Source organism: Variovorax sp. V118 (assembly GCF_041154445.1).
In the GTDB taxonomy this organism is placed as follows: domain Bacteria; phylum Pseudomonadota; class Gammaproteobacteria; order Burkholderiales; family Burkholderiaceae_C; genus Variovorax; species Variovorax boronicumulans.
In genome coordinates this window covers 4,501,700-4,528,107 of sequence record NZ_AP028663.1, presented here as the reverse complement: position 1 = coordinate 4,528,107, position 26,408 = coordinate 4,501,700, and the positions used below count along the sequence as shown (strand labels likewise).

Sequence of the window (26,408 nt, the reverse complement as noted above, 5' to 3'; positions counted from 1 at the left end):
ATTTTAGGATCGACCTTGATTCCGGCACAAGCGGGGTGCATTCAGGGCAAACCCTAGGAAGGTGTGAATGAATCCGGCGTGGCCGAGCAGCCCGCGAAACAACGAGGAGACCGAATGCCCAGCTATTCCATCGACGGCGTGATTCCTGTCGTCGACCCGAGCGCCTACGTGCATCCCACGGCCGTGCTGATCGGCGATGTGATCGTCGGCCCGAACTGTTATGTCGGCCCCTGCGCCAGCCTGCGCGGCGACTTCGGCCGCATCGTCTTGCAGGAAGGCTCGAACGTACAGGACCACTGCTGCATCCACGGCTTTCCCGACAACGACACGGTGGTGGAGGTCAACGGCCACATCGGCCACGGCGCGATCCTGCACAGCTGCATCGTGCGGCGCGACGCGCTGGTGGGCATGAACGCGGTGGTGATGGACGAGGCCGAGGTGGGCGAGAAAGCCATCGTCGCGGCCTGCGCCTTCGTGCCCGCCGGCATGAAGGTGCCCGCGCGTTCGCTCGCGGCGGGCATCCCGGCCAAGGTGCGGCGCGAACTCAGCGACGAAGAGATCGCCTGGAAGCTCGAAGGCACGCAGACCTACCAGGCGCTGACGGTGCGCAGCCTGGCCAGCCTGCACGAGGTGGCGCCGCTCGCCGAGGTGGAAAAAGACCGTCCGCGCCTGCCCGCCACCGACGTGAAATCCCTGATCGCCACCCGCCGCGGCTAGCCCTGCGGCTTCATGCAAGATCGCGACTGCTGCAACCCAGCAACCGACAGACAACCCAGGAAGAAGACCCGATGCCGCGTGGAAGATCCGCCACCTACGACGACCAGCGCGAACTGATCCTCGCGCAGGCCGCCCAGCTGTTCGCCCGCCGCGGCTACCCCGCGACCTCGATGAACCAGGTCGCCGAGGCCTGCAACCTCTCGAAGGCCACGCTCTACCACTACTACAAGGACAAGAGCAGCCTGCTCATCAGCATCGCCGAGACGCACGTCTCGAAGCTGGCGGCGCTGGTGGCCGAGGAAGAGGCCCAGCCGTCCACCGACGAGGAGCGCCTGCGCCGCTTCATCTACCGCATCGTCGAGGAGTACGCCGGCGCGCAGGACGCGCACCGCGTGCTGACCGACGACGTGCGCTTTCTCGAGGACGAAGACCGCGAGCGCGTGCTCGACCAGGAGCGCGCCGTGGTCGCGGGCTTTGCGCGTGCCGTGTCGGCGCTGCGCCCCGGCGCGCCGAGCGACGAGCTCGCCAAGCCGCTGACCATGCTGCTGTTCGGCATGATCAACTGGATGTTCACCTGGATGAAGCCCGGCGGCCGGCTCGACCACGCGGCCATCGCACCGATCGTGGCCGACCTGTTCCTGGGCGGGGTGGGGGCGGTGAAGCTGCCGCCCGCCGTGGCACAGGAAGAAAACGCCGCTAAAGAATCCGGTTGAACCAGAGCAGCGACAGCCCCGCCGACAGCAGCGTGAGCACCGCCGCGCCCAGCGCGAACAACGCGGAGATCTCGGTTTCCTTCTTCTCGACCGTGAGCTTGGAGCTCAGCGTCTCGTAGACCTTCTTCAGGTCGCTCGCGGTGCCGGCGTAGAAGTACTCGGCGCTGGTCTTGTTCGCGATGGCCTTGAGCGTTTCTTCGTCCAGCCGCACGCGCATCGACCAGCCTTCGAAGCCGATGGTTTCGCCGTCGACCGTGCCCACGCCCACCGTGTAGATGCGCACGCCGCGGTCGGCCGCGGCCTTGGCGGCGTCCAGCGGGTCGACGCCGGTGGTGCGCTGGCCGTCGGTCAGCATGATGATCGCGGCCGAGGTGAACGAGCCGGGCGCCACGGGCGTGAACTCCTTGAGCTGCTTCTCGTTCTGGTCGATCGGGATGCCGCGCTGGCGGCTGGGGGCGCTGAACTGCGAGATGTCGATGCCCGCGTCGGGGAACAGCGTGGCCAGCGACACCACGATGGCGTTGCCCGTGGCCGTGGCGCGCTGCAGCTGGAAGCTGTCGATGGCCGTCACGAGGTCGTCGTGGTTGGTGGTGGGCAGCTGCGCCACCTGCGCGCTGCCCGCGAAGGCGACGATGCCCACCTTCACGTGGCGCGGCAGGTCCTTGATGAAGCTCTTGGCCGCCTCCTGCGCCGCCACCAGCCGGTTGGGCTGCACGTCGGCCGCGCGCATGCTGCCCGACACGTCCATCGCCAGGATGATGGTCTGCTGGTTCGACGGCAGCACCACCACCGCCATCGGCCGCGCCGCCGCCACCAGCATCGCGGTGATGGCCACCAGGAACAGCAGCGGCGGGATGTGGCGCCGCAGGCTCTGGCCCGGACCCATGGCCTCGCGCACGATCGACAGGCTGGCGTAGCGCACCGCCATCTTCTTCTTGCGGCGGATCAGCCAGACATACAGGAGCACCAGCAGCGGCAAGGCCGCCAGCAGCCAGAGGAATTGAGGCCAGAGGAATGTCATGCCGCCACCACCGCCTTCCCGCCACCCGCTGCGACGCCGCGGACCCGGCGCTTGCGCAGGTCCGCGAATCGCACGATGGCTTCGACCAGGTCGTCGTTGGTCGAGAGTTCGAGGGCGTCGACGCCGGCCCGGGCCAGCGACTCGCGCAGGGTGGTCTCGCGCTCGGCGGCCAGCCGCGCGAAGCGTTTGCGGAACCCCGCGTCATGGGTGTCGACCCACAGCTGCTCGCCGGTCTCGGCGTCGCGCAGCGGCACCAGGCCGAGGTCGGGCAGCTCGAGCTCGAGCGGATCGAACAGGCGCACGGCAATCACTTCGTGCCGCTGCACCAGCTGGCCCAGCGGGCGCTCCCAGCCGGGCTCGCTGAGAAAGTCTGAGACGACGAACACGGTGGAGCGGCGCGGCATGAGCGAGGCGGCGGAGGTCAGCAGGTCGGCCAGGCGCGTCATGCCCTTCTGCGCGGGCGCGGCCTCGGCCTGGTTCGCGCGCTTTTCCATCGCGTGCAGCAGGTGCAGCACATGGCGGCGGCCGGTGCGCGGCGGGATCACGGCCTCGAGGTCGCGGCCGTAGACCAGCGCGCCGACGCGGTTGCCGTGCCGCGTGAGCAGCCGCGCGAGCACGCCGACGAAGCCGGCCGAAATCTCGCGCTTGGCCTTCAGGCCGGAGCCGAAATCGACCGAGCGGCTCAGGTCGAGCACGAACCACGCGGCCATCTCGCGGTCTTCGGTGAACACGCGCACGTGCGGCGTCTGCAGCCGCGCGGTGACGTTCCAGTCGATGTGGCGCACGTCGTCGTGGTGCTGGTACTCGCGCAGGTCGGCCAGGTCCAGGCCGGTGCCGCGCATGAGCGTGCGGTAGTCGCCCTGCAGCAGGCCGTCGAGGCGGCGGATCACGGTCCATTCGAGCCGGCGCAGCGCGCGTTCGGCCCCGCCGGCTTCGATCGCGAGCCGGTCGTCGTTCGCGGCCTCGGGGGCCTTACGCCACCAGCTTTTCATGTTCCAGAGGTTTGGGTGGAGCGGGGACGGCCTTCATGATCTTCTCGATCAGCCCGTCGGGCGTGAGCCCTTCGGACAGGCCTTCGTAGGAGAGCGTCACGCGGTGGCGCAGCACGTCGGGCACCAGCGCGCTCATGTCTTCGGGCAGCGCGTAGCTGCGACCGCGCAGCAGCGCCAGGGCGCGCGCGCCTTCGGTCAGGCTGATGCTGGCCCGCGGGCTGGCGCCGAAGGTGATGAAGCGGCGCAGGTCCTTCAGGCCGTGCTTCTCGGGCGTGCGCGTGGCCGACACGAGCTTGACGGCGTACTGGATCAGCGAGGGGTCGACGTACACGCGCCGCGCCTCGGCCTGCAGCTCGGCCAGCTGTTCGGTGGTGGCGACGGGCGTGGCCGAGACGGGCGGGCCGATCACGCGTTGCACGATCACGAACTCTTCCTCGTCGCTCGGGTAGTCGACCATCACCTTCATCATGAAACGATCGACCTGCGCCTCGGGCAGCGGGTAGGTGCCTTCGGTCTCGATCGGGTTCTGCGTCGCCATCACGAGAAAGGGGCGCGGCACCTTGTGCGTTTCGCCGGCGATGGTGACCTGGCGCTCCTGCATCACCTCGAGCAGCGCGCTTTGCACCTTGGCCGGCGCGCGGTTGATTTCGTCGGCCAGCAGCAGGTTGGCGAACACCGGGCCCAGCGAGGTGCTGAACTCGCCCGTCTTCTGGTTGTAGATGCGCGTGCCCACGAGGTCGGCCGGCACCAGGTCGGGTGTGAACTGGATGCGCTTGAACTGGCCGCGCACGGTGTCGGCCAGCGTCTTGATGGTGAGCGTCTTGGCCAGCCCCGGCACGCCTTCGACCAGCAGGTGGCCGCCTGCGAGCATCGCGACCATCACGCGCTCGAGAAAGCGGTCCTGCCCCACGACCACGCGCTTCACCTCGTAGAGGATCTGCTCCATCAGCTCGGCGGTGGCGGGGGCTGTTGCAAAGGTCGACGAGGTCGGGTTTTCTGTGCTCATGCGAAGGGCTTTCGAAGAAATCAGAAAGGCGGCGAGCCGGCCGCCGAAGCGGCGTTCTCGATCGGCACCGCGAAGCCGATGCCGATGAAGGTGCGCTGCTGCGTCGGGTTGAGGATGGCGGTGACGATGCCCAGCACCTCGCCGTCCATGTTGATGAGCGGCCCGCCCGAATTGCCGGGGTTGGCGGCGGCGTCGAACTGGATCAGGTTACCCAGCTCCTGCTTGCCCTCGGGCGAGCGGAAGGAGCGCTTCAGGCCCGACACCACGCCGGCCGACACCGAGGGACCGATGCCGAACGGAAAGCCCACGGCCGCCACCTGGTCGCCGGAGCGCAGGTCGGCGGTGGAGCGCATCACGGCGGGAATCAGGTCGTCCGGGATCTTCTGCGCCTGCAGCACGGCCAGGTCGTTCTCGGGCTGCACGCCGGTGATGACGGCGATGGCCTCCAGGCCGTCGGCGAAGGTGACCTTGATCTTCTCGGCGCCGGCGACCACGTGCAGGTTGGTGAGGATCACGCCCTTGTCGACGATCACCACGCCCGTGCCCACGCCGCGCTCGACCTCGCCCGGCGTGCCGCCGTCGGCGGGCGCTTCGGGCGGCTTGCCCTTGGCCATGTTGCGGCCGCGCTTCTGGGTCTTGGCTTCGGGCGTGGCCTTCTCGGGGCCGTAGCCGACCACGCGCACCACCGAGGGCCGCACGATGTCGGCGGCCTTGGCCGCGGGCGAGGGCAGGGTGGCGGTCTGCAGCGTGCGCAGCACGGCGGCGTCGATGTCTTTCTGCGTGAGCGCCTTGGCGCCCTGGCGCGGTGCCCAGAAGGCGCCGCCGGCGGCGATGGCGATGCAGCTGACGGTGAGCAGTGCGAAGGCGCGGCGCCCGGGCTGCCAGCGTGCGCGAGGCGGTGGGGCTTGCACGGCGTCGGCCTCGGCCACAGCCGCGGCATCCGCCGGCGACCCGGCCGCCGGTGCTGCGGCCGGCGGCAGCGTGCGGGGCGAGCGGCTGTAGAAAGCGGGCCTGCGCATCGGAGCACCTCCGGCAAAAAAGGACGCGTGAAGGAGTTCACAGTAGCACGCTTTCCGCGCCTGTGCATCCCTTCGGGCATCATCGCGCGATGGCTGCGTTTGTCGATACCCACTGTCACCTCGATGCGCCCGAATTCGGTGCCGAGATGCCCGTCATCCGCGCCCGCGCGGCGGCGCAGGGCGTGGTGCTGTGCGTCATTCCGGCGGTGGCGGCCTTCAACTTCGCCACCGTGCGCGAACTGGCCCACGCGCAGGGCGACGCCTACGCGCTGGGCATCCACCCGCTGTGCACGGGGCAGGCGAGCGATGCGGACCTGCAGACGCTCGACGACGAGCTGCACGCGCGGCGCGACGATCCGCGCCTGGTGGCGGTCGGCGAGATCGGGCTTGACTACTTCGTGGAAGGCCTGGACGCCGATAGACAGGAACGCTTCTTTCACACTCAGTTGCAACTGGCGCGCAAGCACGGGCTGCCCGTGCTCATCCATGTGCGGCGCTCGGTCGACAAGGTGCTCAAGCACCTGCGCCAGACCGCGGGTGGACGGCCCTGGCACGGCATCGCCCACGCGTTCAACGGCAGCGAGCAGCAGGCGCAGGCCTGCATCGAGATCGGCCTGAAGCTGGGCTTCGGCGGCGCCGTGACCTTCGAGCGCGCGCTGCAGCTGCGCCGGCTCGCGGCCACCTTGCCGATGGACGCGCTGGTGATGGAAACCGACGCGCCCGACATCCAGCCGCACTGGCTGTACCGCACGCAGGCGCAGCGCGAGGCGGGCGAAGCACAGGGCCGCAACGAGCCCGGCGAGCTGCCGCGCATCGCCGAAGTGGTCGCGCAGCTGCGGGGCATCGACATCGCGTCGCTGGCCGAAAACACCACGCGCAATGCGGTGGCAGCCCTGCCGAAGCTCCAAAGTCTGCTGAACGTGTCGGAGGGGCGTCCGCCCGCCGCGTAGGCCAAGTTCCCGAGTTGCGCCAGCGCAGGTCATCGGGCCCTTTTTGCTGTCATCCTTGAAGTTCGAAGTGACGTTGGTTGTCCAGTGGCACTGTCGTCACTCCGCACTTCACTCAAAAAAGGAGTCTTTCATGACCACATCTTTTGTTCGTACCCTGCCCGTCGCGCTCGCACTGGCGCTGGCCTCCATCGGTGTGTCGGCCATCGCGCAGACCACCGCGGCCGAGCCCACGACCACCGAGAAGGTGAAGGAAGCCGGCAAGGACGCCGTCGATGCGACCGCACGCGGCACCGAAAAGGCCTGGGACGCCACCAAGAGCACGACCAAGAAGGCCGTGAACGCGACCGAAAGCGGCGCCGAGAAGGCCTGGGATGCCACCAAGAGCGGCACCAAGAAGGCAGCCAACGCCACCGAGCGCGGCACCAAGAAGGCCTGGAACGCCACCAAGAACACCACGAAGAAGGCCACCACCGCCACCAAGAAGGCAGCCGTGAAGACCGGCGACGCGGTGGAAACGGCAGGCCACAAGACGGCCGACGGCATGCGCAGCGCCGGCAAGGCGATCGGCGAGAAGGTGCCGGGCACGGCCGAGAACGAAGCGGCCAAGAAGCCGTAACCTCCATGCACCGGGCTTCGGCCCGTGCTTGACGAAAGAACCCGCTTCGGCGGGTTTTTTCATGGGCGTTCAGGCACGCCGCGCGGCAATGCCAAGATACCGCCCATGAAACCGACCGCCGTCCCGTCCCCGACCGTCGCCGCCAGCGCCGCCGCGGTGCTGACCGGCCTTGCGCCCATCGTCTCGCCCCACACACGTGTGCTCATCCTCGGTAGCTTTCCGGGCGTCAAGTCGCTCGAGCGGCAGCAGTACTATGCGCATCCCCAAAATCAGTTCTGGAAGATCTTGCAAGCCCTCTGGCCCGACCCCCTGCTTCCGACGGGCGCAGACAGCTACCGCGCGCGCTGCGACTGGCTGCTCGATCGCGGCCTCGGCGTGTGGGACGTGTACGGCGCCTGCGAGCGCGAGGGCAGCCTCGACACCGCGATCCGCTCGGCGGTCGTGAACGACATCGCCGGCCTGCAACTGCCGAAGCTCGCCGCCATCGCCCACAACGGCGGCGAGAGCTTCAAGCACGCACGCCACACGCGCACCCTCGGGGTGCCGGTGTATTCGCTGCCCTCCACCAGCCCCGCCAACGCGTCGTGGTCCTTCGAGCGCAAGCTCGCGGCCTGGCGCGAGGTCTTCGTTGCCCACCACCTTCTCTGATGGCTTCTTCCGCTTCTTCCAAGAAAACCCTCGTCCTGCCCGAAGTCAATTTTTCCGACTGGGGCGACATCCGCTACCTGCACCTGGGCACCGAATGGGTCCAGGGCTCGATGAAGCTCGACGCGCCCTTCGAGATCGAGCTCGAGTACGTGCAGCGCATGATGGCCTGGCTGCTGTTCGTCGACAGCAAGGGCGTGGGCAACCGCCACGCGATGCAGCTGGGCCTGGGCGCGGCCACGCTCACCAAGTTCAGCCGCAAGACGCTGCGCATGCGCACCACCGCGGTCGAGCTGAACCCGCAGGTGGTGTCGGCCTGCCGCGGCTGGTTCAAGCTGCTGGCCGACGACCTGAAGCTGCGCGTGGTGATCGCCGACGCCGCCGAGGAAATCCGCAAGCCCGAATGGCAGGGCACGGTCGATGCGCTGCAGGTCGACCTGTACGACCACGAGGCCGCCGCGCCGGTGCTCGACAGCGAAGCCTTCTATGCCGACTGCCGCGCGCTGCTCACCGAAGACGGCTGCATGACGGTCAACCTCTTCGGCCGCTCGTCGAGCTACGAGCGCAGCCTCGAGAAAATCGCCGCCGCCTTCGGCGCCGACGCGGTCTGGGCCTTCAAGCCGACGCGCGAAGGCAACACGGTGGTGCTGGCCCAGCGCACACCGTCGCGCCCGAAGCGCGAGGTGCTTGCCGAGCGCGCCCAAACCATCCAGACTCGCTGGGGCCTGCCCGCGCCGAAATGGCTGCGGGTGTTCAAGCCGATGACGCTTTCCCTCACCACCTGATTCCCGCTTCATGAGCGCTGTACCCGCCGCCGCTTCCGCTGCTGCCCGCCACGAAGGTCCGCTCGACCTGCGTCGCCTGATCGAATGGCTCGCCACCGACGGCGTGATCTCGCCGATGGAGGCCAAGCGCACCATCGCGCGCTGCGCCCAGGCCGAGAGCCGCCAGGCGCCGCTGGTGCGCCTGGCCAACGTGGCCATGACGCGCGAGGCCGACGGCAAGCCGCTCGACCTCGAGGCGCTCACGCAATGGCTCGCCGGCCGCGCCGGCCTGGCCTACCTGCGCATCGATCCGCTCAAGGTCGATGTGGGCAAGGTGGCCGATACCATGAGCGCCGGGTATGCCGAGCGCCACAAGGTGCTGCCCGTGCAGGTGCTGCCGAACGAGGTGGTGGTGGCCACGGCCGAACCGTTTCTCATCGACTGGATCGCCGAGGTCGAGCGCCAGTCCAAGCGCACCGTGCGCCGCGTGGTGGCCAACCCGTCGGACATCCAGCGCTACACGGCCGAATTCTTTGCGCTCGCCAAGTCGGTGCGCGCCGCGCAGAAGGCCGGCGGCAACACCGGCGGCGCGAGCTTCGAGCAGCTGGTCGAGCTGGGCAAGAGCACCAAGCAGCTCGACGCCAACGACCAGAGCGTGGTGCAGGTGGTCGACTGGCTCTGGCAGTACGCCTTCGACCAGCGCGCCAGCGACATCCACCTGGAGCCGCGCCGCGAGCAGGGCGTGATCCGCTTTCGCATCGACGGCATCCTGCACCCCGCCTACCAGATGCCCATGGGCGTGATGAACGCGATGGTCGCGCGCATCAAGCTCCTGGGCCGCATGGACGTGGTCGAAAAGCGCCGTCCGCTCGACGGCCGCATCAAGACCCGCAACATGCGCGGCGACGAAATCGAAATGCGCCTGTCGACCTTGCCGACCGCCTTCGGCGAGAAGATGGTGATGCGCATCTTCGACCCCGACACCGCGGTGAAGGACCTCGACGCGCTGGGCTTCGCGCAGCACGACGCGCAGCGCTGGGAACAGCTGGTCACGCGGCCCAACGGCATCATCCTGGTGACAGGGCCCACGGGCTCGGGCAAGACCACCACGCTGTACTCCACGCTCAAGCGCGTGGCGACCGAAGAGGTCAACGTGAGCACGGTCGAAGACCCGATCGAAATGATCGAGCCTTCGTTCAACCAGACGCAGGTGCAGCCGCAGCTCGACTTCGGTTTCACCGAGGGCCTGCGCGCGCTGATGCGGCAGGACCCGGACATCATCATGGTCGGTGAAATCCGCGACCTCGCCACCGCCGAGATGGCGGTGCAGGCCGCGCTCACCGGCCACCTCGTGTTCAGCACGCTGCACACCAACGATGCGCCCAGCGCCATCACGCGGATGATGGAACTGGGCGTGCCCTCGTACCTCATCACCGCCGTGATGCTGGGCGTGCTCGCGCAGCGCCTCGTGCGCACGCTGTGCCTGCATTGCAAGCAGCCCGACGACGCAGTCACGCGCGAGAGCCTCGAGGCCATCGTCAAGCCGTGGCAGATCACCGGTCCGGTGCGCGCCTACAAGCCGGTGGGCTGCGTCGATTGCCGCATGACCGGCTACATGGGCCGCATGGGCCTGTACGAACTGCTGAGCGTGACCGAGCCGTTCAAGGACCAGGTCACCAAGGAGCCCAACCTCACGGGCCTGCGGCGCCAGGCCGTGATCGACGGCATGCGGCCGCTGCGCCTGGCCGGTGCGCTGCGCGTGGCCGAAGGCGTGACGACCATCGAGGAAGTGCTCAGCGCAACGCCTCCTCTCGAGTAGAAACAGGTGCCTCGGGTCTGACGAGGCATGAGTCATTTCGGGTTATCCCTACCCCTTCGGTTAGTGGAATCCACATCGGCCTGACCGGAGGCTGACTCGACAATCCCGCATCGAAATTGTTCGAGGAGACTGTTCGTGAAAATCAAAAGTCAGAAAGACTTTTTCTCGGGACTGATGTTCACCGTCGTGGGCGTGGCGTTCGCATGGGGCGCCACCACCTACAGCGTGGGCAGCGGCGCCCGCATGGGTCCGGGTTACTTCCCGCTCATGCTGGGCATCCTGATGGCGCTGATCGGCCTGGGCATCATGTTCAGCGGGCTCACCGTTGAAACGACCGATGGCGAAAAAATCGGCAAGTGGGCCTGGAAGCAAGTGGTGTTCATCCTGGGCGCCAACCTCGCCTTCGGCGTGCTGCTCGGCGGCCTGCCGAGCATCGGCGTGCCGGCCATGGGCATGATCATCGCGATCTACGCGCTCGTGATCATCGCCAGCCTCGCCGGCCACGAGTTCAAGCTGCCGACCGTGCTGATCCTGGCCACCATCCTGGCCGTTGGCAGCTATGTGGCCTTCATCTGGGCGCTCAAGCTGCAGATCCAGGTCTGGCCGACCTTCATCACCGGTTGAGACGAAGAAAGCTGCTCACACCATGGAACTGTTTGAACACCTCTCGCTGGGTTTTGGCGTTGCCTTCACCTTCACGAATCTGCTGTACTGCCTCGTCGGCTGTATTCTGGGCACGCTGATCGGCGTGCTGCCGGGCATCGGCCCGGTCGCGACCATCGCGATGCTGCTGCCCGCCACGTACGCGCTGCCGCCCGTGTCGGCGCTGATCATGCTGGCTGGTATCTACTACGGCGCGCAATACGGTGGCTCGACCACCGCGATTCTGGTGAACCTGCCGGGCGAATCGTCGTCGGTGGTGACCGTGATCGACGGCTACCAGATGGCACGCAAGGGCCGTGCAGGTCCGGCGCTCGCCGCGGCCGGCCTGGGCTCGTTCTTCGCAGGTTGCGTCGGCACGCTCATTCTTGCCGCCTTCGCACCGCCGCTGACCGAGCTGGCCTTCAAGTTCGGCCCAGCCGAATACTTCTCGCTGATGATCCTGGGCCTGATCGGTGCCGTGGTGCTGGCATCGGGTTCGCTGCTCAAGGCGATCGCGATGATCGTGCTGGGCCTGCTGCTGGGCCTGGTCGGTACCGACGTGAACTCGGGTGTCGCGCGCTTCAGCTTCGACGTGCCTGAACTCACCGACGGCATCGGCTTCGTGGCCATCGCCATGGGCGTGTTCGGTTACGGCGAAATCATCGCCAACCTGTCGCGTCCGGACGAAGAGCGCGAAGTGTTCACCGCCAAGGTCTCGGGCCTGTTCCCGACCAAGGAAGACTTCAAGCGCATGCTGCCCGCCGTGCTGCGCGGCACCGCGCTGGGTTCGTCGCTGGGCATCCTGCCCGGTGGCGGTGCGCTGCTGTCGGCTTTCGCGGCCTACACCATCGAGAAGAAGACCAAGCTGCATCCGGGCGAAGTGCCCTTCGGCAAGGGCAACATCCGCGGCGTGGCCGCGCCTGAAGCCGCCAACAACGCCGGCGCGCAGACCTCCTTCATTCCGCTGCTGACGCTGGGCATTCCGCCCAACGCCGTGATGGCGCTGATGGTCGGTGCGATGACGATCCACAACATCCAGCCGGGTCCGCAGGTCATGACCAGCAACCCCGAGCTGTTCTGGGGCCTGATCGCCTCGATGTGGCTCGGCAATGCGATGCTGGTGATCCTGAACCTGCCGCTGATCGGCATGTGGATCAAGCTGCTGTCGGTGCCCTACAAGTTCCTGTTCCCGGCGATCGTGCTGTTCTGCGCCATCGGCGTGTACTCGACCAACAACAACACCTGGGATATCTGGATGGTGGGCGTGTTCGGCTTCATCGGCTACGCCTTCTTCAAGCTCGGCTGCGAACCCGCACCCTTGCTGCTGGGCTTTATCCTGGGCCCGATGATGGAAGAGAACCTGCGCCGTTCGCTGCTGCTGTCGCGCGGCGACTGGAGCGTGTTCGTCACGCGCCCGATCTCGGCCGGGCTGCTGATCGCCGCGGCGCTGCTGCTGATCATCGTGCTGCTGCCCGCGGTGAAATCGAAGCGCGAAGAGGCTTTCGTCGAAGACTGATCGACGGGCTTTCTCTGAACGCACAAACGGCGCCCTCGGGCGCCGTTTTTCGTTGGGGCTTCGCAGTGGCACGATTGATGCGCCGGATTCATATATCTATCCGATAAATCCATTTCCCTTTTCAATGCCCCGCGTGTCCAATCCTGCGGCCACGTCGGACAAGGCGCGCTCCCGACACACCACCTCGGACACAATGAATTCCATGAAACGAACCACCCGCGCCGCGCTTGCCGCGGCTGCGCTGGTGCTGGCCGCGGTGCCCGCACTGGCCCAGAACTACCCGAACCGGCCCATCCGCCTGATCGTGCCGTTCCCGGCGGCCGGCGCCACCGACCTCTTTGCCCGCACGCTGGGCCAGAAGATGGGCGAGAAGCTCGGCGCCACGCTGGTGGTCGACAACAAGCCCGGCGCCGGCGGTGCGATCGGTTCCGACCTCGCGGCCAAGGCGCCGCCCGACGGTTACACGCTGCTGCTCGCGACCACGAGCACGCACGCCATCGGCCCGGCCATCACGCCCAAGCTGCCCTACGACACGGTGCGCGACTTCACGCCCATCGCCCACGTCGGCGATGCGCCGAGCATCATGCTGGTGCCGGTCAACACGCCCGCCAAGACGGTGCGCGAATGGATCGACAACGCCAAGAAGAACCCCGGCAAGCTCAACTACGCATCGAGCGGCAACGGCACCATCGTGCAGCTCACGGCGGAGCTGTTCAAGGCGCAGGCCGGCGTGTTCGTCACGCACATTCCCTACCGCGGCACGGCGCTGGCGGTGCCCGACCTCATCAGCGGCAAGGTCGACGTGCTGTTCGACTCGCTGCCCACCGGCATGCCGCACGTGCGCGACGGCCGCCTGCGCGCACTGGGCGTCACCTCGCTCAAGCGCAGCCCGCTCGCGCCCGAGCTGCCGCCCATCGCCGACACGCTGCCGGGCTTCGAGTCGAACACCTGGTTCGGCTTCTACGGTCCGAAGGGGCTGCCGGCGGACATCGTGGCGCGCGTGAACAAGGCCGCCAACGAGGCGTTGGCCGATCCGGAACTGAAGGACAAGCTCGCCCGCCTGGGCATCGAGCCGGCGAACGCGGGCACGCCCGAGCAGTTCGCAAAGATGGTGGCGGTTGACGCCGCCAAGTGGAAAAAGATCGTCGTCGATCGCAAGATCACGAATGACTAACGAGAGCACGCCGACATGAACTTCGACTTCAACAATCCCTACCTCTCGACCCGCCTCCCGGTCTTCGCACGCAACGTGGTCGCGACCTCGCACCCGCTGGCCGCGCAGGCCGGCCTGCGCATCCTGCAGCAGGGCGGCAACGCGGTCGATGCGGCCATTGCCACGGCCGCCGTGATGACGCTGGTCGAGCCGGTGAGCAACGGCCTGGGCAGCGACGCCTTCTGCATCCTGTGGGACGGCAAGGAACTGCACGGCCTGAACGCCTCGGGCCCCGCGCCGAAGGCCTGGACGCCCGAGTACTTCAAGGCCAAGTACGGCGCCGACGCCGCCACGCCGCCGATGCGCGGCATCGACTCGGTCACGGTGCCGGGCGCGGTGCGCGGCTGGGTCGCGATGAGCGAGCGTTTCGGCAAGCTGCCGTTCGCCGACCTGATGGCGCCCGCCATCGACATCGCCGAGCGCGGCTACCTCGTGCCGCCGGTGGTGCAGGGCAAGTGGGCGGCGGCCACGCCGATCCTGCAGTCGCAGCCGGGCTTCGCCCAGGCCTTCCTGCCCCGGGGCCGCGCGCCCGAGATCGGCGAGCTGTTCCGCTTCACCGCGGCGGCACGCGCGCTCAAGGCCATCGCCCGCACCAAGGGCGAGGCCTACTACAACGGCGAGATCGCCGAGGCCATCGCCAAGTTCTCGCAGGAACAGGGCGGCGCGCTCACCGTGGCCGACATGGCGGCCTACCAGCCTGAGTGGGTCAAGCCCATCTCGCGCGACTACCGCGGCCACACGCTGCACGAGATCCCGCCGAACGGCCAGGGCATCGCGGCGCTGATCGCGCTGGGCATCCTCGAGAAGTTCGACATCGCTTCGCTGCCGGTCGACTCGGTGCAGTCGCAGCACCTGCAGATCGAGGCCATGAAGCTGGCCTTCGCCGACGTGTACCGCTACGTGTCGGAGCCATCGTCGATGACGGTGACCCCCGCGCAAATGCTCGATGACGCCTACCTGGCTTCGCGTGCGAGACTTATCGACGTGAACAAGGCGCAGGACTTCAAGGCCGGCAACCCCGTCAAGGGCGGCACCATCTACCTCACGGCCGCGGACGAGAGCGGCATGATGGTGAGCTTCATCCAGAGCAACTACATGGGCTTCGGCTCGGGCTGCGTGGAACCCGAATTCGGCATCAGCCTGCAGAACCGCGGCCACGGCTTCAGCCTCAAGGCCGAGAGCCCGAACGTGGTGGCACCGGGCAAGCGCCCGTTCCACACCATCATCCCGGCCTTCCTCACCAAGGACGGCCAGCCGGTGATGAGCTTCGGCGTGATGGGCGGCAACATGCAGCCGCAGGGCCACATGCAGACGCTGGTGCGCATGCTCGACTACGGCCAGAACCCGCAGGCCGCGTGCGACGCGCCGCGCTGGCGCTTCAACGCGGGGCTCGAGATCAACGTCGAGGCCGCGATGAATGCCAACACGTTGCAGGGCCTGCGCGACCTGGGCCACCACCTCGAGGTGATCAACGACTCCTACCAGGACTTCGGCGCCGGCCAGTTCATCTGGCGCGCGGGCGAGCCTTCGGTCGAAGGCTACGTGGCTGCGAGCGATCCGCGCCGCGACGGCCTCGCTGCAGGCTACTGAGGATCAAGGGATGATCGGGGGATGAACAAGACAGCCGCATCGGTCGGCATTCCCCCGCACGGACACGAGGCCGCCCGCAAGGGCTACGCCACCGGCCTCGTCCTTGCCACGCTGGGCGCCATCGCGTTCAGCGGCAAGGCCATCATCGTCAAGCTGGCGTACCGCTACGGCGTCGACGCCATCACGCTCATCATGCTGCGCATGCTCTTCGCGCTGCCGCTGTTCGCGCTGATGGCATGGTGGGCCGGGCGCGGCAAGCCCGCGCTCACGACGCGCGACTGGCTCGGCATCCTGGGGCTCGGCTTCTCGGGCTACTACCTCGCGAGCTTTCTCGACTTTGCCGGGCTGGCCTACATCTCGGCCAGCTTCGAGCGGCTGATTCTTTACCTCAACCCCACGCTGGTGCTGTTCTTCGGCTGGCTGCTGTACCGGCGTCGCCCGACGCGCCCGCAGGTGTTCGGCATGGTCGTGAGCTATGCCGGCGTGCTGCTGGTGTTCGGCCACGAACTGTGGACCGGCGGCGACGGCAAGGGCGGCGGCGCGGCCGCATGGGGCGCGTTCCTCGTGTTCCTGAGCGCCGTGAGCTATGCGGGCTACCTCGTGTACAGCGGGGAGTTCGTCAAGCGGCTCGGGTCGCTGCGGCTCGTGGGGCTCGCCACGACCGTGGCGTGCGTGCTGTGCATCCTGCAGTTCGTGCTCACGCGGCCGATGAGCGCGGCGATGGCGGTGGCGCCCGAGGTGATCTGGCTGTCGGTGCTCAACGCCACGCTGTGCACGGCGGTGCCTGTCCTCATGGTGATGATGGCCATCGAGCGCATCGGGCCCGCCATTGCGGCACAAACCGGCATGATCGGGCCCCTGTCGACCATCCTCATGGGGGTGGTCATACTGGGTGAGCCGTTCACCGCGTGGATCGCGGCCGGCACGGTGCTCGTCATCGCGGGCATCTTCGTTTTCACACGCAAGGGGCGGTAGCCCCTGCAGCATCGATCGAACGATCGACTGGAGCAAAGACATGGATCTGGGCATTGCAGGCAGGACCGCACTCGTGTGCGGCGCGAGCAAGGGATTGGGCTACGGCTGCGCCGAGGCGCTGGTGCGCGAAGGCGTCAACGTGGTGATCGTGGCGCGCGGCGCCGAGGCGCTCGATGCGGCTGCGAAGCAGCTGGTGGCGGTGGCCGGGCCCTCGGGCCCCTTCGTCAAGCAGGTGGCGGCCGACATCACCACCGAAGCCGGCCGCGCGGCCGTGTTCGCGCTGGGCCACGACTTCGACATCGTCGTCACCAACGCCGGCGGCCCGCCGCCCGGCGACTTCCGCAACTGGGACCGCGAGGCGTGGATCAAGGCGGTCGACGCCAACATGCTCACGCCCATCGAACTCATCAAGGCCACAGTGGATGGCATGGCGAAACGCGGCTTCGGCCGCATCGTCAACATCACGTCGAGCTCGGTGAAGTCGCCGATCGACATCCTGGGTTTGTCGAACGGCGCACGCAGTGGCCTCACGGGCTTCGTGGCCGGCGTGGCGCGCACGTCGGTGGCGGCGCAGGGCGTGACCATCAACAACCTGCTGCCGGGCTCCTTCGAGACCGACCGCCTCAAGGGCACGATGGCCGGCGCGGCGCAGAAGTCGGGCCAGGACTTCGACACCGTGTGGGAAGCGCGCAAGAAGAACATTCCGGCCAAGCGCTTCGGCAACCCGGCGGAGTTCGGCGCGATCTGCGCGTTCCTGTGCAGCGTGCAAGCCGGCTACATGACCGGGCAAAACGTGCTGGCAGACGGCGGCGCGTACCCCGGCACTTACTGACCGACGCAGCGGCGCGTGTTCAGCGCCGCGACGACACCACGATCCCGCCGACGATCAGCACGAAGGCGGCGCCGTGGTACCAGTACGGCGCCTCGCCGAGGAAGGCCGCCGACAGCACGGCCGCGAACAGCGGCGTGAGGTTCATGAAGATGCTCGCCGCCTGCGGGCCCGCGCGTTGCACGCCGGTGCCCCAGCAGCGGTAGGCCAGCACGGCGGGGCCGATGCCGATGAACAGCATCGCCGCGATGAGCGGCCAGCCCAGGTCGAGGTGGGCGGGCGTGAACGTCCACTCGCCGGCGGCCAGTGCGCCTGACCACGCGACACCGAACACCAATTGCGCCATCAGGAAGGCGGCCCAGTCGCTGCGCACATTGACGGGCTCGTGTGTGCGCGCCAGCAGCCAGCTGTAGAAGGCCCAGGCGATGGTGCCCGCGATCATGTACAGGTCGCCCGGCACCAGCCGCAGCGCCAGCAGCTGCTGCCACTCGCCGCGGCTCAGCACCAGCAGCACGCCCAGCATCGACAGCAGCGCGCCGCCCAGCGCGCGCCGGCTGACGCGCGCGCCGAAGCACAGCGTGCCCACGGCCAGCATCCACAGCGGCAGGCTGGAGCCCACCAGCGTGACGTTGATCGGCGTGGAGGTCTGCAGCGCCAGGTACTGGAAGGCGTTGTACAGGCCGATGCCCAGCAAGCCCAGCAGCGCATAACGCCGCCAGTGCGCCCACAGCGGGCTGTCGCGGCGCAGCACCCAGGCCGCCAGCGGCAGCAGCAGCGCGAACGCGATCACCCAGCGCACGAAGTTCAGCGTCAGCGGCGACACCAGCGCGCGCACCAGCCGGCCGACCACCGCATTGCCGGCCCACAGCAGCGGCGGCACGGTGAGGAGCAGGGCGGTGAGCGGCGTGAGGCGGTGGTGCGATGCGGACGACATGGCCGCCGACTCTACCGGGCTCGCGCAGTGTCCGTGGCCCGTCGAGAAATGGCCAAACGTGGCACGATGCCCGTCCCATTCTTTTTTCCCCTGCGTGGAGACAGCAACGATGTTGAGCAAAGCCGTCCGTATCGACCGCCACGGCGGTCCCGAGGAACTGAAGGTCGTCGAGGTCGAGGTGGGCGAGCCCGGCCCCGGCGAGATCCGCATCCGCCACAAGGCCGTGGGCCTGAACTTCATCGACACCTACCAGCGCACCGGCCTGTACCCGTTCCAGATGCCGCTGCAACTGGGCATGGAAGCCGCGGGCATCGTCGAGGCGGTGGGCGGGGGCGTGACGCACCTGAAGGTGGGCGACCGCGCCGCCTACGCGAGCCAGCCGCCCGGCGCCTACTGCGAGCTGCGCGTGATGCCCGCCAAGTGCGTGTGCAAGCTGCCCGACGACATCTCCTTCGAGACCGGCGCGGCCATGATGCTCAAGGGCCTCACGGCCCAGTACCTGCTGAAGAAGACGCTGCCCGCCGAAGGCCTGCAGCCCGGCGACTTCGTGCTGTTCCATGCGGCGGCCGGCGGTGTCGGCCTCATCGCCTGCCAGTGGGCCAAGGCGCTCGGCCTGCAGCTCATCGGCACGGCCGGCAGCGACGCCAAGTGCCAGCTCGCGCTGGCGCACGGCGCGGCGCACGCCATCAACTACAGCACAGAGAACTTCGCGGCGCGCGTGAAGGAGATCACCGGCGGCCAGGGCGTGAAGGTGGTGTACGACTCGGTGGGCAAGGACACCTTCGAGGGCTCCATCGACAGCCTGCGCCCCTTCGGCCTGCTGGCGATCTTCGGCAACGGCTCGGGCCCGGTGCCGCCGGTCAACCTCGGCCTGCTGGCCTCGAAGGGCTCGCTCTACGTGACGCGCCCGACGCTGTTCACGCACATCGCCACGCGCGAGCGCACGCAGGTCATGGCCGACGACCTGTTCGCCGTGGTGCAAAGCGGCGCGGTGAAGATCCCGATCGACCAGCGCTACGCCCTGGCCGACGTGCAGCAGGCGCACCGCGACCTCGAGGCGCGCAAGACCACGGGCTGCACCATCCTCACGCTCTGAGGCTGGCGGCGGGTGATGTCCTACGCGTGGTGGGGTGTCACGCCTTCGACTTGTGGCGGGCGCAATTTGTAGCCTGCATTTGTCCCTTTGCAGAGCCCGCCATGACCACCGTCCGCGCTTTCATCGTCGAAGACAACCCCGCCCAGCGCGCCAGCTTGGCGGGCACGCTGCGCGAGATGGCGCGCATCGATCCGGTCGGCCAGGCCGAGTCGGAGGCCGAGGGCACGCGCTGGCTCACGCGCAACCCGGCGCTGTGGGACCTGGCCATCGTCGACCTGTTCCTGGGCGACGGCACCGGCTTCAGCGTGCTCGAGGCCTGCCGCAACCGCGACCCGAGGCAGAAGATGGTGGTGCTGAGCAACCACGCCACGCCCGAGACGCGCCGCAAGTGCGCGCAGCTCGGCGCCGACGCGGTGTTCGACAAGGCCACCGAGGTCGAGGAGCTGATCGACTTCTGCGTGCGCCAGCGGCAGGAGCGCTTCTTCAGCGCGCCTTCGTCGCCGACGCGGCCGGCGCCTCACTGAGCGCGGCCGTCTCGCGCACCATGCGCCAGACCCGCTGCGCGAGCGGCGACAGCTCGCGGTTGCGTCGCCGGATCAGCATGATCGCGCGCTGCACGTTCGGCACCAGCGGGCGCACCACCAGCCGCGCCAGCCCTTCGGGCGGCAGCGACAGGCCCGGCATCACGCTGATGCCGATGCCGGCCTCGACCATGCGGAACACGGTGGTCGCATGGCCCAGCTGCTGCTTCACGTCGCAGCGCGCGCCGTGCCGCTCCAGCGCCTGGTCGATGAGGCGCCGGCTGCCCGAGGCGTGGTCGAGCAGCACCAGCGGCTGGCCGTCGAGCGCCGACCAGTTCACCGAGGCCTTCTTTTCCGTCAGCCGGTGGCCGGGCAGCGTGACCACCATGAAGGGGTCGTTGAGGATCGACTCGCAGTGCAGGTCGTCGGCCTCGGAGGGCTCGATCACCACGCCGAAGTCGACCTCGCCGCTGCGCACGCTGTCCAGCACGTCCTGCTGGATGCGGTCGAGCAGCAGGAACTGGATGCCCGGCGCCTGCACCGCGCAGGCCGCGATGCAGTCGGGCATGAGGTTGGCCGAGAGCGTGGGGCTGCTGGCCACGCGCACCTTGCCGCCGCGCGCGCTGGCCAGGCCGGCCACGTCCTGCAGGGTCTGGTCGAGTTCGTCGAGCACGCGGTCGAGCCGGGCCGCGAACGAGTGGCCGGCTTCGGTCAGCACCACCTCGCGCGTGGTGCGGTCGAGCAGCTTGAGGCCGAGCTGGGCCTCGAGCTCCGAGATCGAGCGGCTCACCGCCGGCTGGCTCAGGCCCACCTGGTCGCCGGCACGGCTGAAGTTGCGGCCCTCGGCCACCGAGCGGAAGACGCGGAGTTGGCGCAGCGTGACGTTCATGCGCTCAAATCATATATCCATCCGATAAATCCATTTCTCTTTTGAATGGGCGAAAGGTCCAATGCAGGCCATGGCACGTTCACGCTTTCTTCCTGACAACTTCACGCTCACGCTCGTCGCGGTCGTCACCCTGGCCAGCCTGCTGCCCGCCAGCGGCCGCGTGGCCCATTTCTTCGAGGGCCTGACCACGGTCGCGATCGGGCTGCTGTTCTTCCTGCACGGCGCCAAGCTGTCGCGCGAGGCGATCCTCGCGGGCATCATGCATTGGCGGCTGCACCTGCTGGTGTTCGCCTGCACCTTCATCCTGTTCCCGGTGCTGGGGCTCGCGCTGCGGCCTGTGCTGGGGCCGCTGGTGACGCCGCAGCTGTACACGGGCGTGCTGTTCCTGTGCGTGCTGCCAGCGACGGTGCAGTCGGCGATTGCTTTCACTGCGATGGCGCGGGGGAACATGCCGGCCGCCATCTGCAGCGCTTCGGCTTCGACGTTGCTGGGCGTGTTCATCACGCCGGTGCTGGTGAGCCTGGTGGTCTTGCCTGAAGGCGGTGCGGTGGCGTCGTCTTCGTCGCTCGACGCGATCGGGCGCATCCTGCTGCAGCTGCTGGTGCCGTTCGTCATCGGCCACCTGTCGCGCCCGCTGATCGGCAAGTGGATCCAGAAGCGCGCCGCGGTGCTGAAGTTCGTGGACCAGGGCTCGATCCTGCTGGTGGTCTACACGGCCTTCAGCGCGGCCGTGATCGAAGGGCTCTGGAAGCAGATTCCCGTGAGCGCGCTGCTGGGCCTGCTGCTGGTGTGCGGCGTGCTGCTGGCGCTGGCGCTGGGCCTGACGACCTTCATGGCGCGGCGCTTCGGCTTCAGCGTCGAGGACGAGATCACCATCGTCTTCTGCGGCTCGAAGAAGAGCCTGGCGAGCGGGATTCCGATGGCGAAGGTGCTGTTTGCCTCGCACGCCGTCGGCGCGATCGTGCTGCCGCTGATGCTGTTCCACCAGATGCAGCTCATGGTGTGCGCGGTGCTGGCGCAGCGCTATGCGCGGCGCGCGGCGACGCCCACGGCGCCTGCGCTTCGCACGGCCGAGTAGCGCTTCCCGGCGCAAGGCGTTCACGCACCGGCCGGCGCGTGAACGCAAAACAACACCCCTGAGGGGAGGGCTGGCGTCCACCAGATTCCTCCAATTTTGAACAGGACCATCCGGTCAGCGGCTCGATGAAGAGCAGCTGAAAACCCCGGAGAAACCTGAATGAAGAAATCCCTCACGGCACTCGCCGCGCTGGCCGTCACCGGCCTGGCCTCTGCCCAATCGTCGGTCACCCTGTTCGGCGTCGTCGATGCCGGCGTGAGCTACCAGAGCGCCACCTCGCGCAACCCCGTCACCGGCACCACCAGCAAGCAAAGCCAATGGAGCCTGGCCAACTCGGGCTACAACTCCAGCCGCATCGGCTTTCGCGGCACGGAAGACCTGGGCGGCGGGCTCGCGGCCAGCTTCTGGCTCGAGGCGCCGATCAGCAACGACGACGGCGCCACCGGCATCGCCAACTTCAACCGCCGTTCCACCGTCAGCCTGTCGGGCGGCTTCGGCGAAGTGCGGCTGGGCCGCGACTACACGGCCACGTTCTGGAACGACACGGTGTTCGACCCGTTCGGCACCAACGGCTCGGGCTCCAGCGTGATCAACACGGTGAGCGGCAGCACCGCGCTGGGCAACACGAACTACGTGCGCGCCAGCAACATGGTCGGCTACTTCCTGCCGCCCAACCTCGGCGGCTTCTACGGCCAGCTGCAGTACAGCCTGAACGAGAACACGAAGACCAGTGCGACCGACACCACGGCCGCCACCAGCAGCAGTGCCGGGCGTTATGTCGGCGGGCGTTTCGGCTATGCGAACGGGCCGCTGGACATAGCACTGGCGGTGGGCCAGAACGTCGCAGCCGACACCACCACGCTCACGCGCAAGGTGCAGACCATCAACCTCGGCGCGTCGTACGACTTCGGACCGGTCAAGCTGTTCGGCGAGCTGTCGAACGTGAAGAACAAGTTCGACCTCGCGGCGCTGGGCAACAGCCATGACAGTTACAACGGCTACCTGATCGGCGCGAGCATGCCGGTGGGCGCGGGCCTGATCCGCGCGTCGTACTCGACCGTGCGCTACAACGAAGGCGCGGTGGGCATCACGGGCGACGACCCGCGCGCGAACAAGCTCGCGATCGGCTACGTGCACAACCTGTCCAAGCGCACCGCGCTGTACGCCACCGTGGCGCGCGTGAGCAACCGCAACGACGCGAACTACACGGGCAGCCTCACGGCCGCCAGCACCACGGGCTACGGCAGCACCGGCGTGGGCTACACGGGCCTGCCGCGTTCGTCGACGGGCTACGACTTCGGCATCCGCCACGCGTTCTGATCGGCCTGCCTTCGCGTGCGGCGGCGCTGCCGGCGCACGCGAACGGCTCCTGCCGTCGAACACGCAACGCATCGATCCCCATGATCCGAATTCATCACCTCGCGGGCGTGCTGGCAGCGCTCGGCCTCTCGGGCTGCATCGTGCTGCCGCCCCCTCTTTTTCCGCCCGGGCCACCGCCGGGGTTTCGCGAAGGCCCCCCGCCACGCTGCGAGGCCCCGAGCGGCTGCGCGCGGCCGGCCTTTCCCGAAACGCGCTGAGGGATTGTCGACCATGTACGGCAGTTCACTCGGCCTGATCATTGCCGCGCTCATCGGCCTCGGCCTGGCTGGCGTGCTCGCGCTGATGGGCGCGCTGTTCGTCGCCAACGCCCGCGCGGCCGTGCACGCCCGTGGCCTCGCACAGCAGGCCCGCACGCAGCAGCGCCAGCAGCTGGCCGACAGCCGCGTGCAGGACCTGCGGCCATTGCTCGGCACTGAATCTGGCGATGCAACATCGCTGCACCTCGATGTGGACCTGCCCGCGGAAGCGGTCCCGGTGTTCGGCATTCCGTCGGAGCTGCGCGAGCTGCTGGCCAAGGTGGCCGCGCATGCCGCGCGCGTGATGGCCGCGGGCGCGACGCTGCAGGTGCGCGCGCGCATCGAAGGCACGCAGGCCGTCGTTCACTGGCGCGACCTCGACGCCGACAGCGAACGCCCACCGCTGGCGCGCTTCTTCGATGCACTCGACGCCGCCTCGCTGGCCAGCGCGCGCATCTGCGAGCGCATCGCGGGGCGCCACGGCGGGCGCATCTATTCCGCGCCGGACGACGGCGGCGTGCTCGGGCTGACGCTGCGCCTGCCGCTGTACGCGCCGGCGGTGGCCGCGGGATCAGTTGACTGAGGTGCGCGTCGGCGCCGATGCGGCCGATACGCCCGAAAGTTCAAGGGCTTCGAGCGCCTCGTACTCCACCGCCAGGAAGTCCACCAGCTTGCGCACCGACGGCAGCAGGCCGCGGCGCGAGGGGAACACCGCGTGCACGATGCCGCTGCGCGGCGCCCATTGCGGCAGCGCGTCGACGAGGCGGCCGGCCTGCAGGTCGTCGCGCACCATCATCGTCGGCATCTTGGCCACGCCCACGCCCTGCAGGGCGGCATGCCGCAGCGCGGCCATGTCGTCGGTCACCAGGCGGGGCTGGTGGCGCACCTCGGCGCTCGCGCCGTCGGGGCCTTCGAGCGACCAGGTGTGGTGCGGCTGGGCCGGACCGAGGTCCAGGCTGGGCAGCAGGCCGATGTCGGCGGGGCTGGCCGGCGCCGTCAGGCCTTCGAGCAGGCGCGGGTGGGCCACCAGCCGCTGCGTGCTGTGGCCCAGCACCTTCATCACGAGGTCGGTGTCTTCGAGGGGCGGAAAGCGCACGCGCAGCGCGAGGTCGAAGCCCTCGCGGATCACGTCGACGCGGCGGTTGGTGCTTTCGAGCTGCACGGTCACGCGCGGGCACTCGGTCATGAAGCGGGCGAGCATCTCGGCCACCTGGTAGTACACCAGCGCCGGCGGGCACGACAGCCGCACCAGCCCCTGCGGCTGGGCCTGCAGGCGGTCGATGGCCTCCTGCGCGGCGTCGGCCTCGACCAGCATGGCCACGCAATGCTCGTAGTACTGGCGGCCGATGTCGGTGACGCTGAAGCGGCGCGTGGAGCGCTGGATCAGGCGCACGCCCAGCCGCTCCTCGAGCAGCGCGATGCGCCGGCTCAGGCTCGACTTGGGCACGCTGAGCGCGCGGCCGGCCGGGGCAAAACCGCCGTGGTCGACCACCTGGGCGTAGTAGTAGAGATCGTTCAGGTCGCGCATGGCTTTGGGGGGCCCTCCGTGCCGGTGATCGTTCGCCAGATGGAACGATGAGGGCGAATTCTGGCATCTACTCAAAGCATCGTTGCGGCCCCATCCTTGATCCATGGCTTTCCCGTTCCGGGCGAGCCGCCAGATGGAAAGGAACACAGACCATGAAGAAGATCCTCGGCACCTACAGCGCACCGCGCCCGCACTGGGTGGGCGACGGTTTTCCCGTGCGCTCGCTGTTCAGCTACGACACGCTGGGCCGCCACGCCAGCCCCTTTTTGCTGCTCGACTACGCCGGTCCGGCCCCCTTCACGCCGACCACGCAGCCGCGCGGCGTGGGCCAGCACCCGCACCGCGGCTTCGAGACCGTGACCATCGTCTACAAGGGCGAGGTGTCGCACCGCGACTCGACCGGGCAGGGCGGCACCATCGGCCCCGGCGACGTGCAATGGATGACCGCCGGCGCGGGCATCCTGCACGAGGAGTTCCATTCCGAAGCGTTCACGCGCGACGGCGGCGAGCTCGAGATGGTGCAGCTGTGGGTCAACCTGCCCGCCCGGGACAAGATGGCCACGCCGGGCTACCAGGCCATCGTCGATGCGCAGATTCCGTCGGTGCCGCTGCCCGAAGGCGCGGGCAGCGTGCGCGTGATCGCGGGCGACTACCTCGGCCACAAGGGACCGGCCCACACCTTCACGCCCATCGACGTGTGGGACCTGCGCCTGAACCAGGGCGCGCAGGTGACGCTGCCGGTGCCCGAAGGCCACACGGCTGCGGTGGTGGTGCTGCGCGGCACGGTGCAGGTGAACGGCGAGACGGTCGTGCGCGACGCGCAGATGGTGTTGCTCGACCGCGCGGGCGATGCGCTCACGCTGGACGCCAACAATGACGCGGTGGTGCTGCTGCTGAGCGGTGAACCGATCGACGAACCCATCGTCGGCCACGGCCCGTTCGTGATGAACACGCGCGACGAGATCGTGCAGGCGATGAAGGACTTCGGCAGCGGGAAGTTCGGGCAGATGCCGGAGGCCGTGGCGCATTGAGCGGGCGCCGCCGCTCTGATTGAAGAATCAGGCGGCGGTGAGCATGCCCCGGGCCTCGATGAAGGCGACCACCTCGGCGACGCCCGTGAGCGTCTTGAGGTTGGTCATCACGTAAGGGCGCTGGCGGCGCATGCGCTGGGTGTCCTGTTCCATCACGTCGAGGTTCGCGCCGACATAGGGCGCGAGGTCGGTCTTGTTGATGACGAACAGGTCGCTCTTGGTGATGCCGGGCCCGCCCTTGCGCGGGATCTTTTCGCCGGCCGCCACGTCGATCACGTAGATGGTGAGGTCCGACAGCTCGGGGCTGAAAGTGGCCGCGAGGTTGTCGCCGCCCGATTCGACGAACACGATGTCGGCATCGGGAAAGTCTTCGAGCATGCGGTCGATGGCCTCGAGGTTGATCGAGGCGTCTTCGCGGATCGCGGTGTGCGGGCAGCCGCCGGTTTCCACGCCCATGATGCGCTCGGCCGGCAGCGCGCCGGCCACGGTGAGCAGGCGCTGGTCTTCCTTGGTGTAGATGTCGTTGGTGATGGCGACGAGGTCGTACTTGTCGCGCATCGCCTTGCAGAGCATTTCGAGCAGGGTGGTCTTGCCCGAGCCGACGGGGCCGCCGATGCCCACGCGCAGCGGCGGGAGCTTCTTGGTGCGGTTCGGAATGTGGTGCAGGGCGGAGGTCATGGGCGAAAAG

General features: G+C 68.4%; 28 protein-coding genes. 20 read left to right on the top strand and 8 right to left on the bottom strand.

Going from position 1 to position 26,408, the window contains the following annotated elements; all coding sequences use genetic code 11:
- Positions 1–114: 114 nt before the first annotated feature.
- Together ACAM52_RS21115 and ACAM52_RS21110 are read left to right on the top strand one after the other, a co-directional pair.
- Positions 115–717, top strand: a complete 603-nt coding sequence (locus ACAM52_RS21115; RefSeq protein WP_095743881.1) for a phenylacetic acid degradation protein PaaY — start codon at positions 115–117, stop codon at positions 715–717.
- Between the two features lie 71 nt (positions 718–788).
- Entirely contained in the window at positions 789–1,430 is a 642-nt protein-coding gene (locus tag ACAM52_RS21110; protein ID WP_139700079.1) for a TetR/AcrR family transcriptional regulator, read from the top strand.
- Here ACAM52_RS21110 and ACAM52_RS21105 read toward each other — a convergent pair.
- From ACAM52_RS21105 to ACAM52_RS21090, 4 genes are read right to left on the bottom strand one after another with little or no spacing between them, the layout of a single operon-like run.
- The gene (locus ACAM52_RS21105; RefSeq protein ID WP_062478619.1) at positions 1,414–2,451 is read right to left on the bottom strand and encodes a VWA domain-containing protein; all 1,038 of its coding nucleotides are present in this window, start codon (positions 2,449–2,451) and stop codon (positions 1,414–1,416) included. The genes ACAM52_RS21110 and ACAM52_RS21105 overlap by 17 nt on opposite strands.
- Positions 2,448–3,443, bottom strand: coding sequence for a DUF58 domain-containing protein (locus ACAM52_RS21100; RefSeq protein ID WP_070063645.1), 996 nt, complete (start codon positions 3,441–3,443; stop codon positions 2,448–2,450). Before ACAM52_RS21100 ends, ACAM52_RS21105 begins: the two co-directional genes overlap by 4 nt.
- Entirely contained in the window at positions 3,424–4,449 is a 1,026-nt protein-coding gene (locus ACAM52_RS21095; RefSeq protein ID WP_070063644.1) for a MoxR family ATPase, read from the bottom strand. Before ACAM52_RS21095 ends, ACAM52_RS21100 begins: the two co-directional genes overlap by 20 nt.
- A 20-nt stretch (positions 4,450–4,469) precedes the next feature.
- Positions 4,470–5,468: a S1C family serine protease gene (locus ACAM52_RS21090; protein ID WP_139700083.1), complete on the bottom strand. Its 999-nt coding sequence runs from the start codon at positions 5,466–5,468 to the stop codon at positions 4,470–4,472.
- 89 nt (positions 5,469–5,557) lie between these two features.
- Between ACAM52_RS21090 and ACAM52_RS21085 the strand changes: the two genes are divergently transcribed.
- From ACAM52_RS21085 to ACAM52_RS21035, 11 genes are all read left to right on the top strand, one after another.
- The gene (locus ACAM52_RS21085) at positions 5,558–6,418 is read left to right on the top strand and encodes a TatD family hydrolase (RefSeq protein WP_369644525.1); all 861 of its coding nucleotides are present in this window, start codon (positions 5,558–5,560) and stop codon (positions 6,416–6,418) included.
- 130 nt (positions 6,419–6,548) lie between these two features.
- The gene (locus tag ACAM52_RS21080) at positions 6,549–7,034 is read left to right on the top strand and encodes a hypothetical protein (RefSeq protein WP_062479399.1); all 486 of its coding nucleotides are present in this window, start codon (positions 6,549–6,551) and stop codon (positions 7,032–7,034) included.
- Between the two features lie 105 nt (positions 7,035–7,139).
- Entirely contained in the window at positions 7,140–7,682 is a 543-nt protein-coding gene (locus tag ACAM52_RS21075; protein ID WP_369644524.1) for a DNA-deoxyinosine glycosylase, read from the top strand.
- Positions 7,682–8,464: a spermidine synthase gene (locus tag ACAM52_RS21070; protein ID WP_369644523.1), complete on the top strand. Its 783-nt coding sequence runs from the start codon at positions 7,682–7,684 to the stop codon at positions 8,462–8,464. The genes ACAM52_RS21075 and ACAM52_RS21070 overlap by 1 nt, the downstream gene beginning before the upstream one ends.
- Positions 8,465–8,474: 10 nt before the next feature.
- Entirely contained in the window at positions 8,475–10,262 is a 1,788-nt protein-coding gene (locus tag ACAM52_RS21065; protein ID WP_369644522.1) for a GspE/PulE family protein, read from the top strand.
- Positions 10,263–10,397: 135 nt separating this feature from the next.
- Positions 10,398–10,886 carry a tripartite tricarboxylate transporter TctB family protein gene (locus ACAM52_RS21060; RefSeq protein WP_095949399.1) on the top strand — a complete coding sequence of 163 codons (489 nt, stop codon included), beginning with the start codon at positions 10,398–10,400 and terminating at the stop codon, positions 10,884–10,886.
- A gap of 22 nt (positions 10,887–10,908) precedes the next feature.
- Entirely contained in the window at positions 10,909–12,420 is a 1,512-nt protein-coding gene (locus ACAM52_RS21055; RefSeq protein WP_095743889.1) for a tripartite tricarboxylate transporter permease, read from the top strand.
- Between the two features lie 202 nt (positions 12,421–12,622).
- Positions 12,623–13,594 carry a tripartite tricarboxylate transporter substrate binding protein gene (locus ACAM52_RS21050; RefSeq protein WP_369644521.1) on the top strand — a complete coding sequence of 324 codons (972 nt, stop codon included), beginning with the start codon at positions 12,623–12,625 and terminating at the stop codon, positions 13,592–13,594.
- A gap of 15 nt (positions 13,595–13,609) precedes the next feature.
- Positions 13,610–15,223, top strand: coding sequence for a gamma-glutamyltransferase family protein (locus ACAM52_RS21045; RefSeq protein WP_369644520.1), 1,614 nt, complete (start codon positions 13,610–13,612; stop codon positions 15,221–15,223).
- A gap of 21 nt (positions 15,224–15,244) precedes the next feature.
- Positions 15,245–16,198, top strand: a complete 954-nt coding sequence (locus tag ACAM52_RS21040; protein WP_070063637.1) for a DMT family transporter — start codon at positions 15,245–15,247, stop codon at positions 16,196–16,198.
- A gap of 40 nt (positions 16,199–16,238) precedes the next feature.
- Positions 16,239–17,030, top strand: coding sequence for an SDR family oxidoreductase (locus ACAM52_RS21035; protein ID WP_354342931.1), 792 nt, complete (start codon positions 16,239–16,241; stop codon positions 17,028–17,030).
- 19 nt (positions 17,031–17,049) lie between these two features.
- On the opposite strand, the gene ACAM52_RS21030 is transcribed toward ACAM52_RS21035, so the two are convergent.
- Positions 17,050–17,961: a DMT family transporter gene (locus tag ACAM52_RS21030; RefSeq protein ID WP_369644519.1), complete on the bottom strand. Its 912-nt coding sequence runs from the start codon at positions 17,959–17,961 to the stop codon at positions 17,050–17,052.
- Positions 17,962–18,070: 109 nt separating this feature from the next.
- Between ACAM52_RS21030 and ACAM52_RS21025 the strand changes: the two genes are divergently transcribed.
- Both ACAM52_RS21025 and ACAM52_RS21020 read left to right on the top strand, forming a co-directional pair.
- On the top strand, positions 18,071–19,057 hold the full coding sequence (locus tag ACAM52_RS21025) for a quinone oxidoreductase (protein ID WP_369644518.1): 987 nt from the start codon (positions 18,071–18,073) through the stop codon (positions 19,055–19,057).
- A 101-nt stretch (positions 19,058–19,158) separates the two neighbouring features.
- Positions 19,159–19,581 (top strand): response regulator transcription factor, encoded by a 423-nt coding sequence (locus tag ACAM52_RS21020; protein ID WP_159274984.1) that lies wholly within the window; start codon positions 19,159–19,161, stop codon positions 19,579–19,581.
- On the opposite strand, the gene ACAM52_RS21015 is transcribed toward ACAM52_RS21020, so the two are convergent.
- Positions 19,541–20,467, bottom strand: coding sequence for a LysR family transcriptional regulator (locus ACAM52_RS21015; RefSeq protein ID WP_369644517.1), 927 nt, complete (start codon positions 20,465–20,467; stop codon positions 19,541–19,543). The two genes, ACAM52_RS21020 and ACAM52_RS21015, sit on opposite strands and share 41 nt — an antisense overlap.
- 70 nt (positions 20,468–20,537) lie before the next feature.
- Between ACAM52_RS21015 and ACAM52_RS21010 the strand changes: the two genes are divergently transcribed.
- The 4 genes from ACAM52_RS21010 (at position 20,538) to ACAM52_RS20995 (ending at position 23,744) form a co-directional block, all read left to right on the top strand.
- The gene (locus ACAM52_RS21010; RefSeq protein WP_369644516.1) at positions 20,538–21,545 is read left to right on the top strand and encodes a bile acid:sodium symporter family protein; all 1,008 of its coding nucleotides are present in this window, start codon (positions 20,538–20,540) and stop codon (positions 21,543–21,545) included.
- 159 nt (positions 21,546–21,704) lie between these two features.
- On the top strand, positions 21,705–22,865 hold the full coding sequence (locus tag ACAM52_RS21005; protein ID WP_369644515.1) for a porin: 1,161 nt from the start codon (positions 21,705–21,707) through the stop codon (positions 22,863–22,865).
- Between the two features lie 80 nt (positions 22,866–22,945).
- Positions 22,946–23,122 (top strand): hypothetical protein, encoded by a 177-nt coding sequence (locus ACAM52_RS21000; RefSeq protein WP_369644514.1) that lies wholly within the window; start codon positions 22,946–22,948, stop codon positions 23,120–23,122.
- A 13-nt stretch (positions 23,123–23,135) separates the two neighbouring features.
- The gene (locus ACAM52_RS20995; protein WP_369644513.1) at positions 23,136–23,744 is read left to right on the top strand and encodes an ATP-binding protein; all 609 of its coding nucleotides are present in this window, start codon (positions 23,136–23,138) and stop codon (positions 23,742–23,744) included.
- Here the strand turns inward: ACAM52_RS20995 and ACAM52_RS20990 are convergent.
- A complete protein-coding gene (locus tag ACAM52_RS20990; RefSeq protein ID WP_369644512.1) occupies positions 23,733–24,689 on the bottom strand; it encodes a LysR family transcriptional regulator in 957 nt (318 codons plus the stop codon). The two genes, ACAM52_RS20995 and ACAM52_RS20990, sit on opposite strands and share 12 nt — an antisense overlap.
- Positions 24,690–24,841: 152 nt before the next feature.
- Here ACAM52_RS20990 and ACAM52_RS20985 point away from each other — a divergent pair, with 152 nt between their 5' ends.
- On the top strand, positions 24,842–25,720 hold the full coding sequence (locus ACAM52_RS20985) for a pirin family protein (RefSeq protein ID WP_369644511.1): 879 nt from the start codon (positions 24,842–24,844) through the stop codon (positions 25,718–25,720).
- A 27-nt stretch (positions 25,721–25,747) separates the two neighbouring features.
- Here ACAM52_RS20985 and ureG read toward each other — a convergent pair whose 3' ends face one another.
- Positions 25,748–26,398, bottom strand: a complete 651-nt coding sequence (gene ureG, locus ACAM52_RS20980; RefSeq protein ID WP_369644510.1) for an urease accessory protein UreG — start codon at positions 26,396–26,398, stop codon at positions 25,748–25,750.
- Between the last annotated feature and the right edge of the window lie 10 nt (positions 26,399–26,408).

Bases quoted from the DNA above. Each gene is read 5' to 3' on its own strand.
- ACAM52_RS21115 (WP_095743881.1), top strand. From the start codon at position 115: ATGCCCAGCTATTCCATCGACGGCGTGATTCCTGTCGTCGACCCGAGC.
- ACAM52_RS21110 (WP_139700079.1), top strand. From the start codon at position 789: ATGCCGCGTGGAAGATCCGCCACCTACGACGACCAGCGCGAACTGATC.
- ACAM52_RS21105 (WP_062478619.1), bottom strand. From the start codon at position 2,451: ATGACATTCCTCTGGCCTCAATTCCTCTGGCTGCTGGCGGCCTTGCCG.
- ACAM52_RS21100 (WP_070063645.1), bottom strand. From the start codon at position 3,443: ATGAAAAGCTGGTGGCGTAAGGCCCCCGAGGCCGCGAACGACGACCGG.
- ACAM52_RS21095 (WP_070063644.1), bottom strand. From the start codon at position 4,449: ATGAGCACAGAAAACCCGACCTCGTCGACCTTTGCAACAGCCCCCGCC.
- ACAM52_RS21090 (WP_139700083.1), bottom strand. From the start codon at position 5,468: ATGCGCAGGCCCGCTTTCTACAGCCGCTCGCCCCGCACGCTGCCGCCG.
- ACAM52_RS21085 (WP_369644525.1), top strand. From the start codon at position 5,558: ATGGCTGCGTTTGTCGATACCCACTGTCACCTCGATGCGCCCGAATTC.
- ACAM52_RS21080 (WP_062479399.1), top strand. From the start codon at position 6,549: ATGACCACATCTTTTGTTCGTACCCTGCCCGTCGCGCTCGCACTGGCG.
- ACAM52_RS21075 (WP_369644524.1), top strand. From the start codon at position 7,140: ATGAAACCGACCGCCGTCCCGTCCCCGACCGTCGCCGCCAGCGCCGCC.
- ACAM52_RS21070 (WP_369644523.1), top strand. From the start codon at position 7,682: ATGGCTTCTTCCGCTTCTTCCAAGAAAACCCTCGTCCTGCCCGAAGTC.
- ACAM52_RS21065 (WP_369644522.1), top strand. From the start codon at position 8,475: ATGAGCGCTGTACCCGCCGCCGCTTCCGCTGCTGCCCGCCACGAAGGT.
- ACAM52_RS21055 (WP_095743889.1), top strand. From the start codon at position 10,909: ATGGAACTGTTTGAACACCTCTCGCTGGGTTTTGGCGTTGCCTTCACC.
- ACAM52_RS21050 (WP_369644521.1), top strand. From the start codon at position 12,623: ATGAAACGAACCACCCGCGCCGCGCTTGCCGCGGCTGCGCTGGTGCTG.
- ACAM52_RS21045 (WP_369644520.1), top strand. From the start codon at position 13,610: ATGAACTTCGACTTCAACAATCCCTACCTCTCGACCCGCCTCCCGGTC.
- ACAM52_RS21040 (WP_070063637.1), top strand. From the start codon at position 15,245: ATGAACAAGACAGCCGCATCGGTCGGCATTCCCCCGCACGGACACGAG.
- ACAM52_RS21035 (WP_354342931.1), top strand. From the start codon at position 16,239: ATGGATCTGGGCATTGCAGGCAGGACCGCACTCGTGTGCGGCGCGAGC.
- ACAM52_RS21030 (WP_369644519.1), bottom strand. From the start codon at position 17,961: ATGTCGTCCGCATCGCACCACCGCCTCACGCCGCTCACCGCCCTGCTC.
- ACAM52_RS21025 (WP_369644518.1), top strand. From the start codon at position 18,071: ATGTTGAGCAAAGCCGTCCGTATCGACCGCCACGGCGGTCCCGAGGAA.
- ACAM52_RS21020 (WP_159274984.1), top strand. From the start codon at position 19,159: ATGACCACCGTCCGCGCTTTCATCGTCGAAGACAACCCCGCCCAGCGC.
- ACAM52_RS21015 (WP_369644517.1), bottom strand. From the start codon at position 20,467: ATGAACGTCACGCTGCGCCAACTCCGCGTCTTCCGCTCGGTGGCCGAG.
- ACAM52_RS21010 (WP_369644516.1), top strand. From the start codon at position 20,538: ATGGCACGTTCACGCTTTCTTCCTGACAACTTCACGCTCACGCTCGTC.
- ACAM52_RS21005 (WP_369644515.1), top strand. From the start codon at position 21,705: ATGAAGAAATCCCTCACGGCACTCGCCGCGCTGGCCGTCACCGGCCTG.
- ACAM52_RS21000 (WP_369644514.1), top strand. From the start codon at position 22,946: ATGATCCGAATTCATCACCTCGCGGGCGTGCTGGCAGCGCTCGGCCTC.
- ACAM52_RS20995 (WP_369644513.1), top strand. From the start codon at position 23,136: ATGTACGGCAGTTCACTCGGCCTGATCATTGCCGCGCTCATCGGCCTC.
- ACAM52_RS20990 (WP_369644512.1), bottom strand. From the start codon at position 24,689: ATGCGCGACCTGAACGATCTCTACTACTACGCCCAGGTGGTCGACCAC.
- ACAM52_RS20985 (WP_369644511.1), top strand. From the start codon at position 24,842: ATGAAGAAGATCCTCGGCACCTACAGCGCACCGCGCCCGCACTGGGTG.
- ureG (WP_369644510.1), bottom strand. From the start codon at position 26,398: ATGACCTCCGCCCTGCACCACATTCCGAACCGCACCAAGAAGCTCCCG.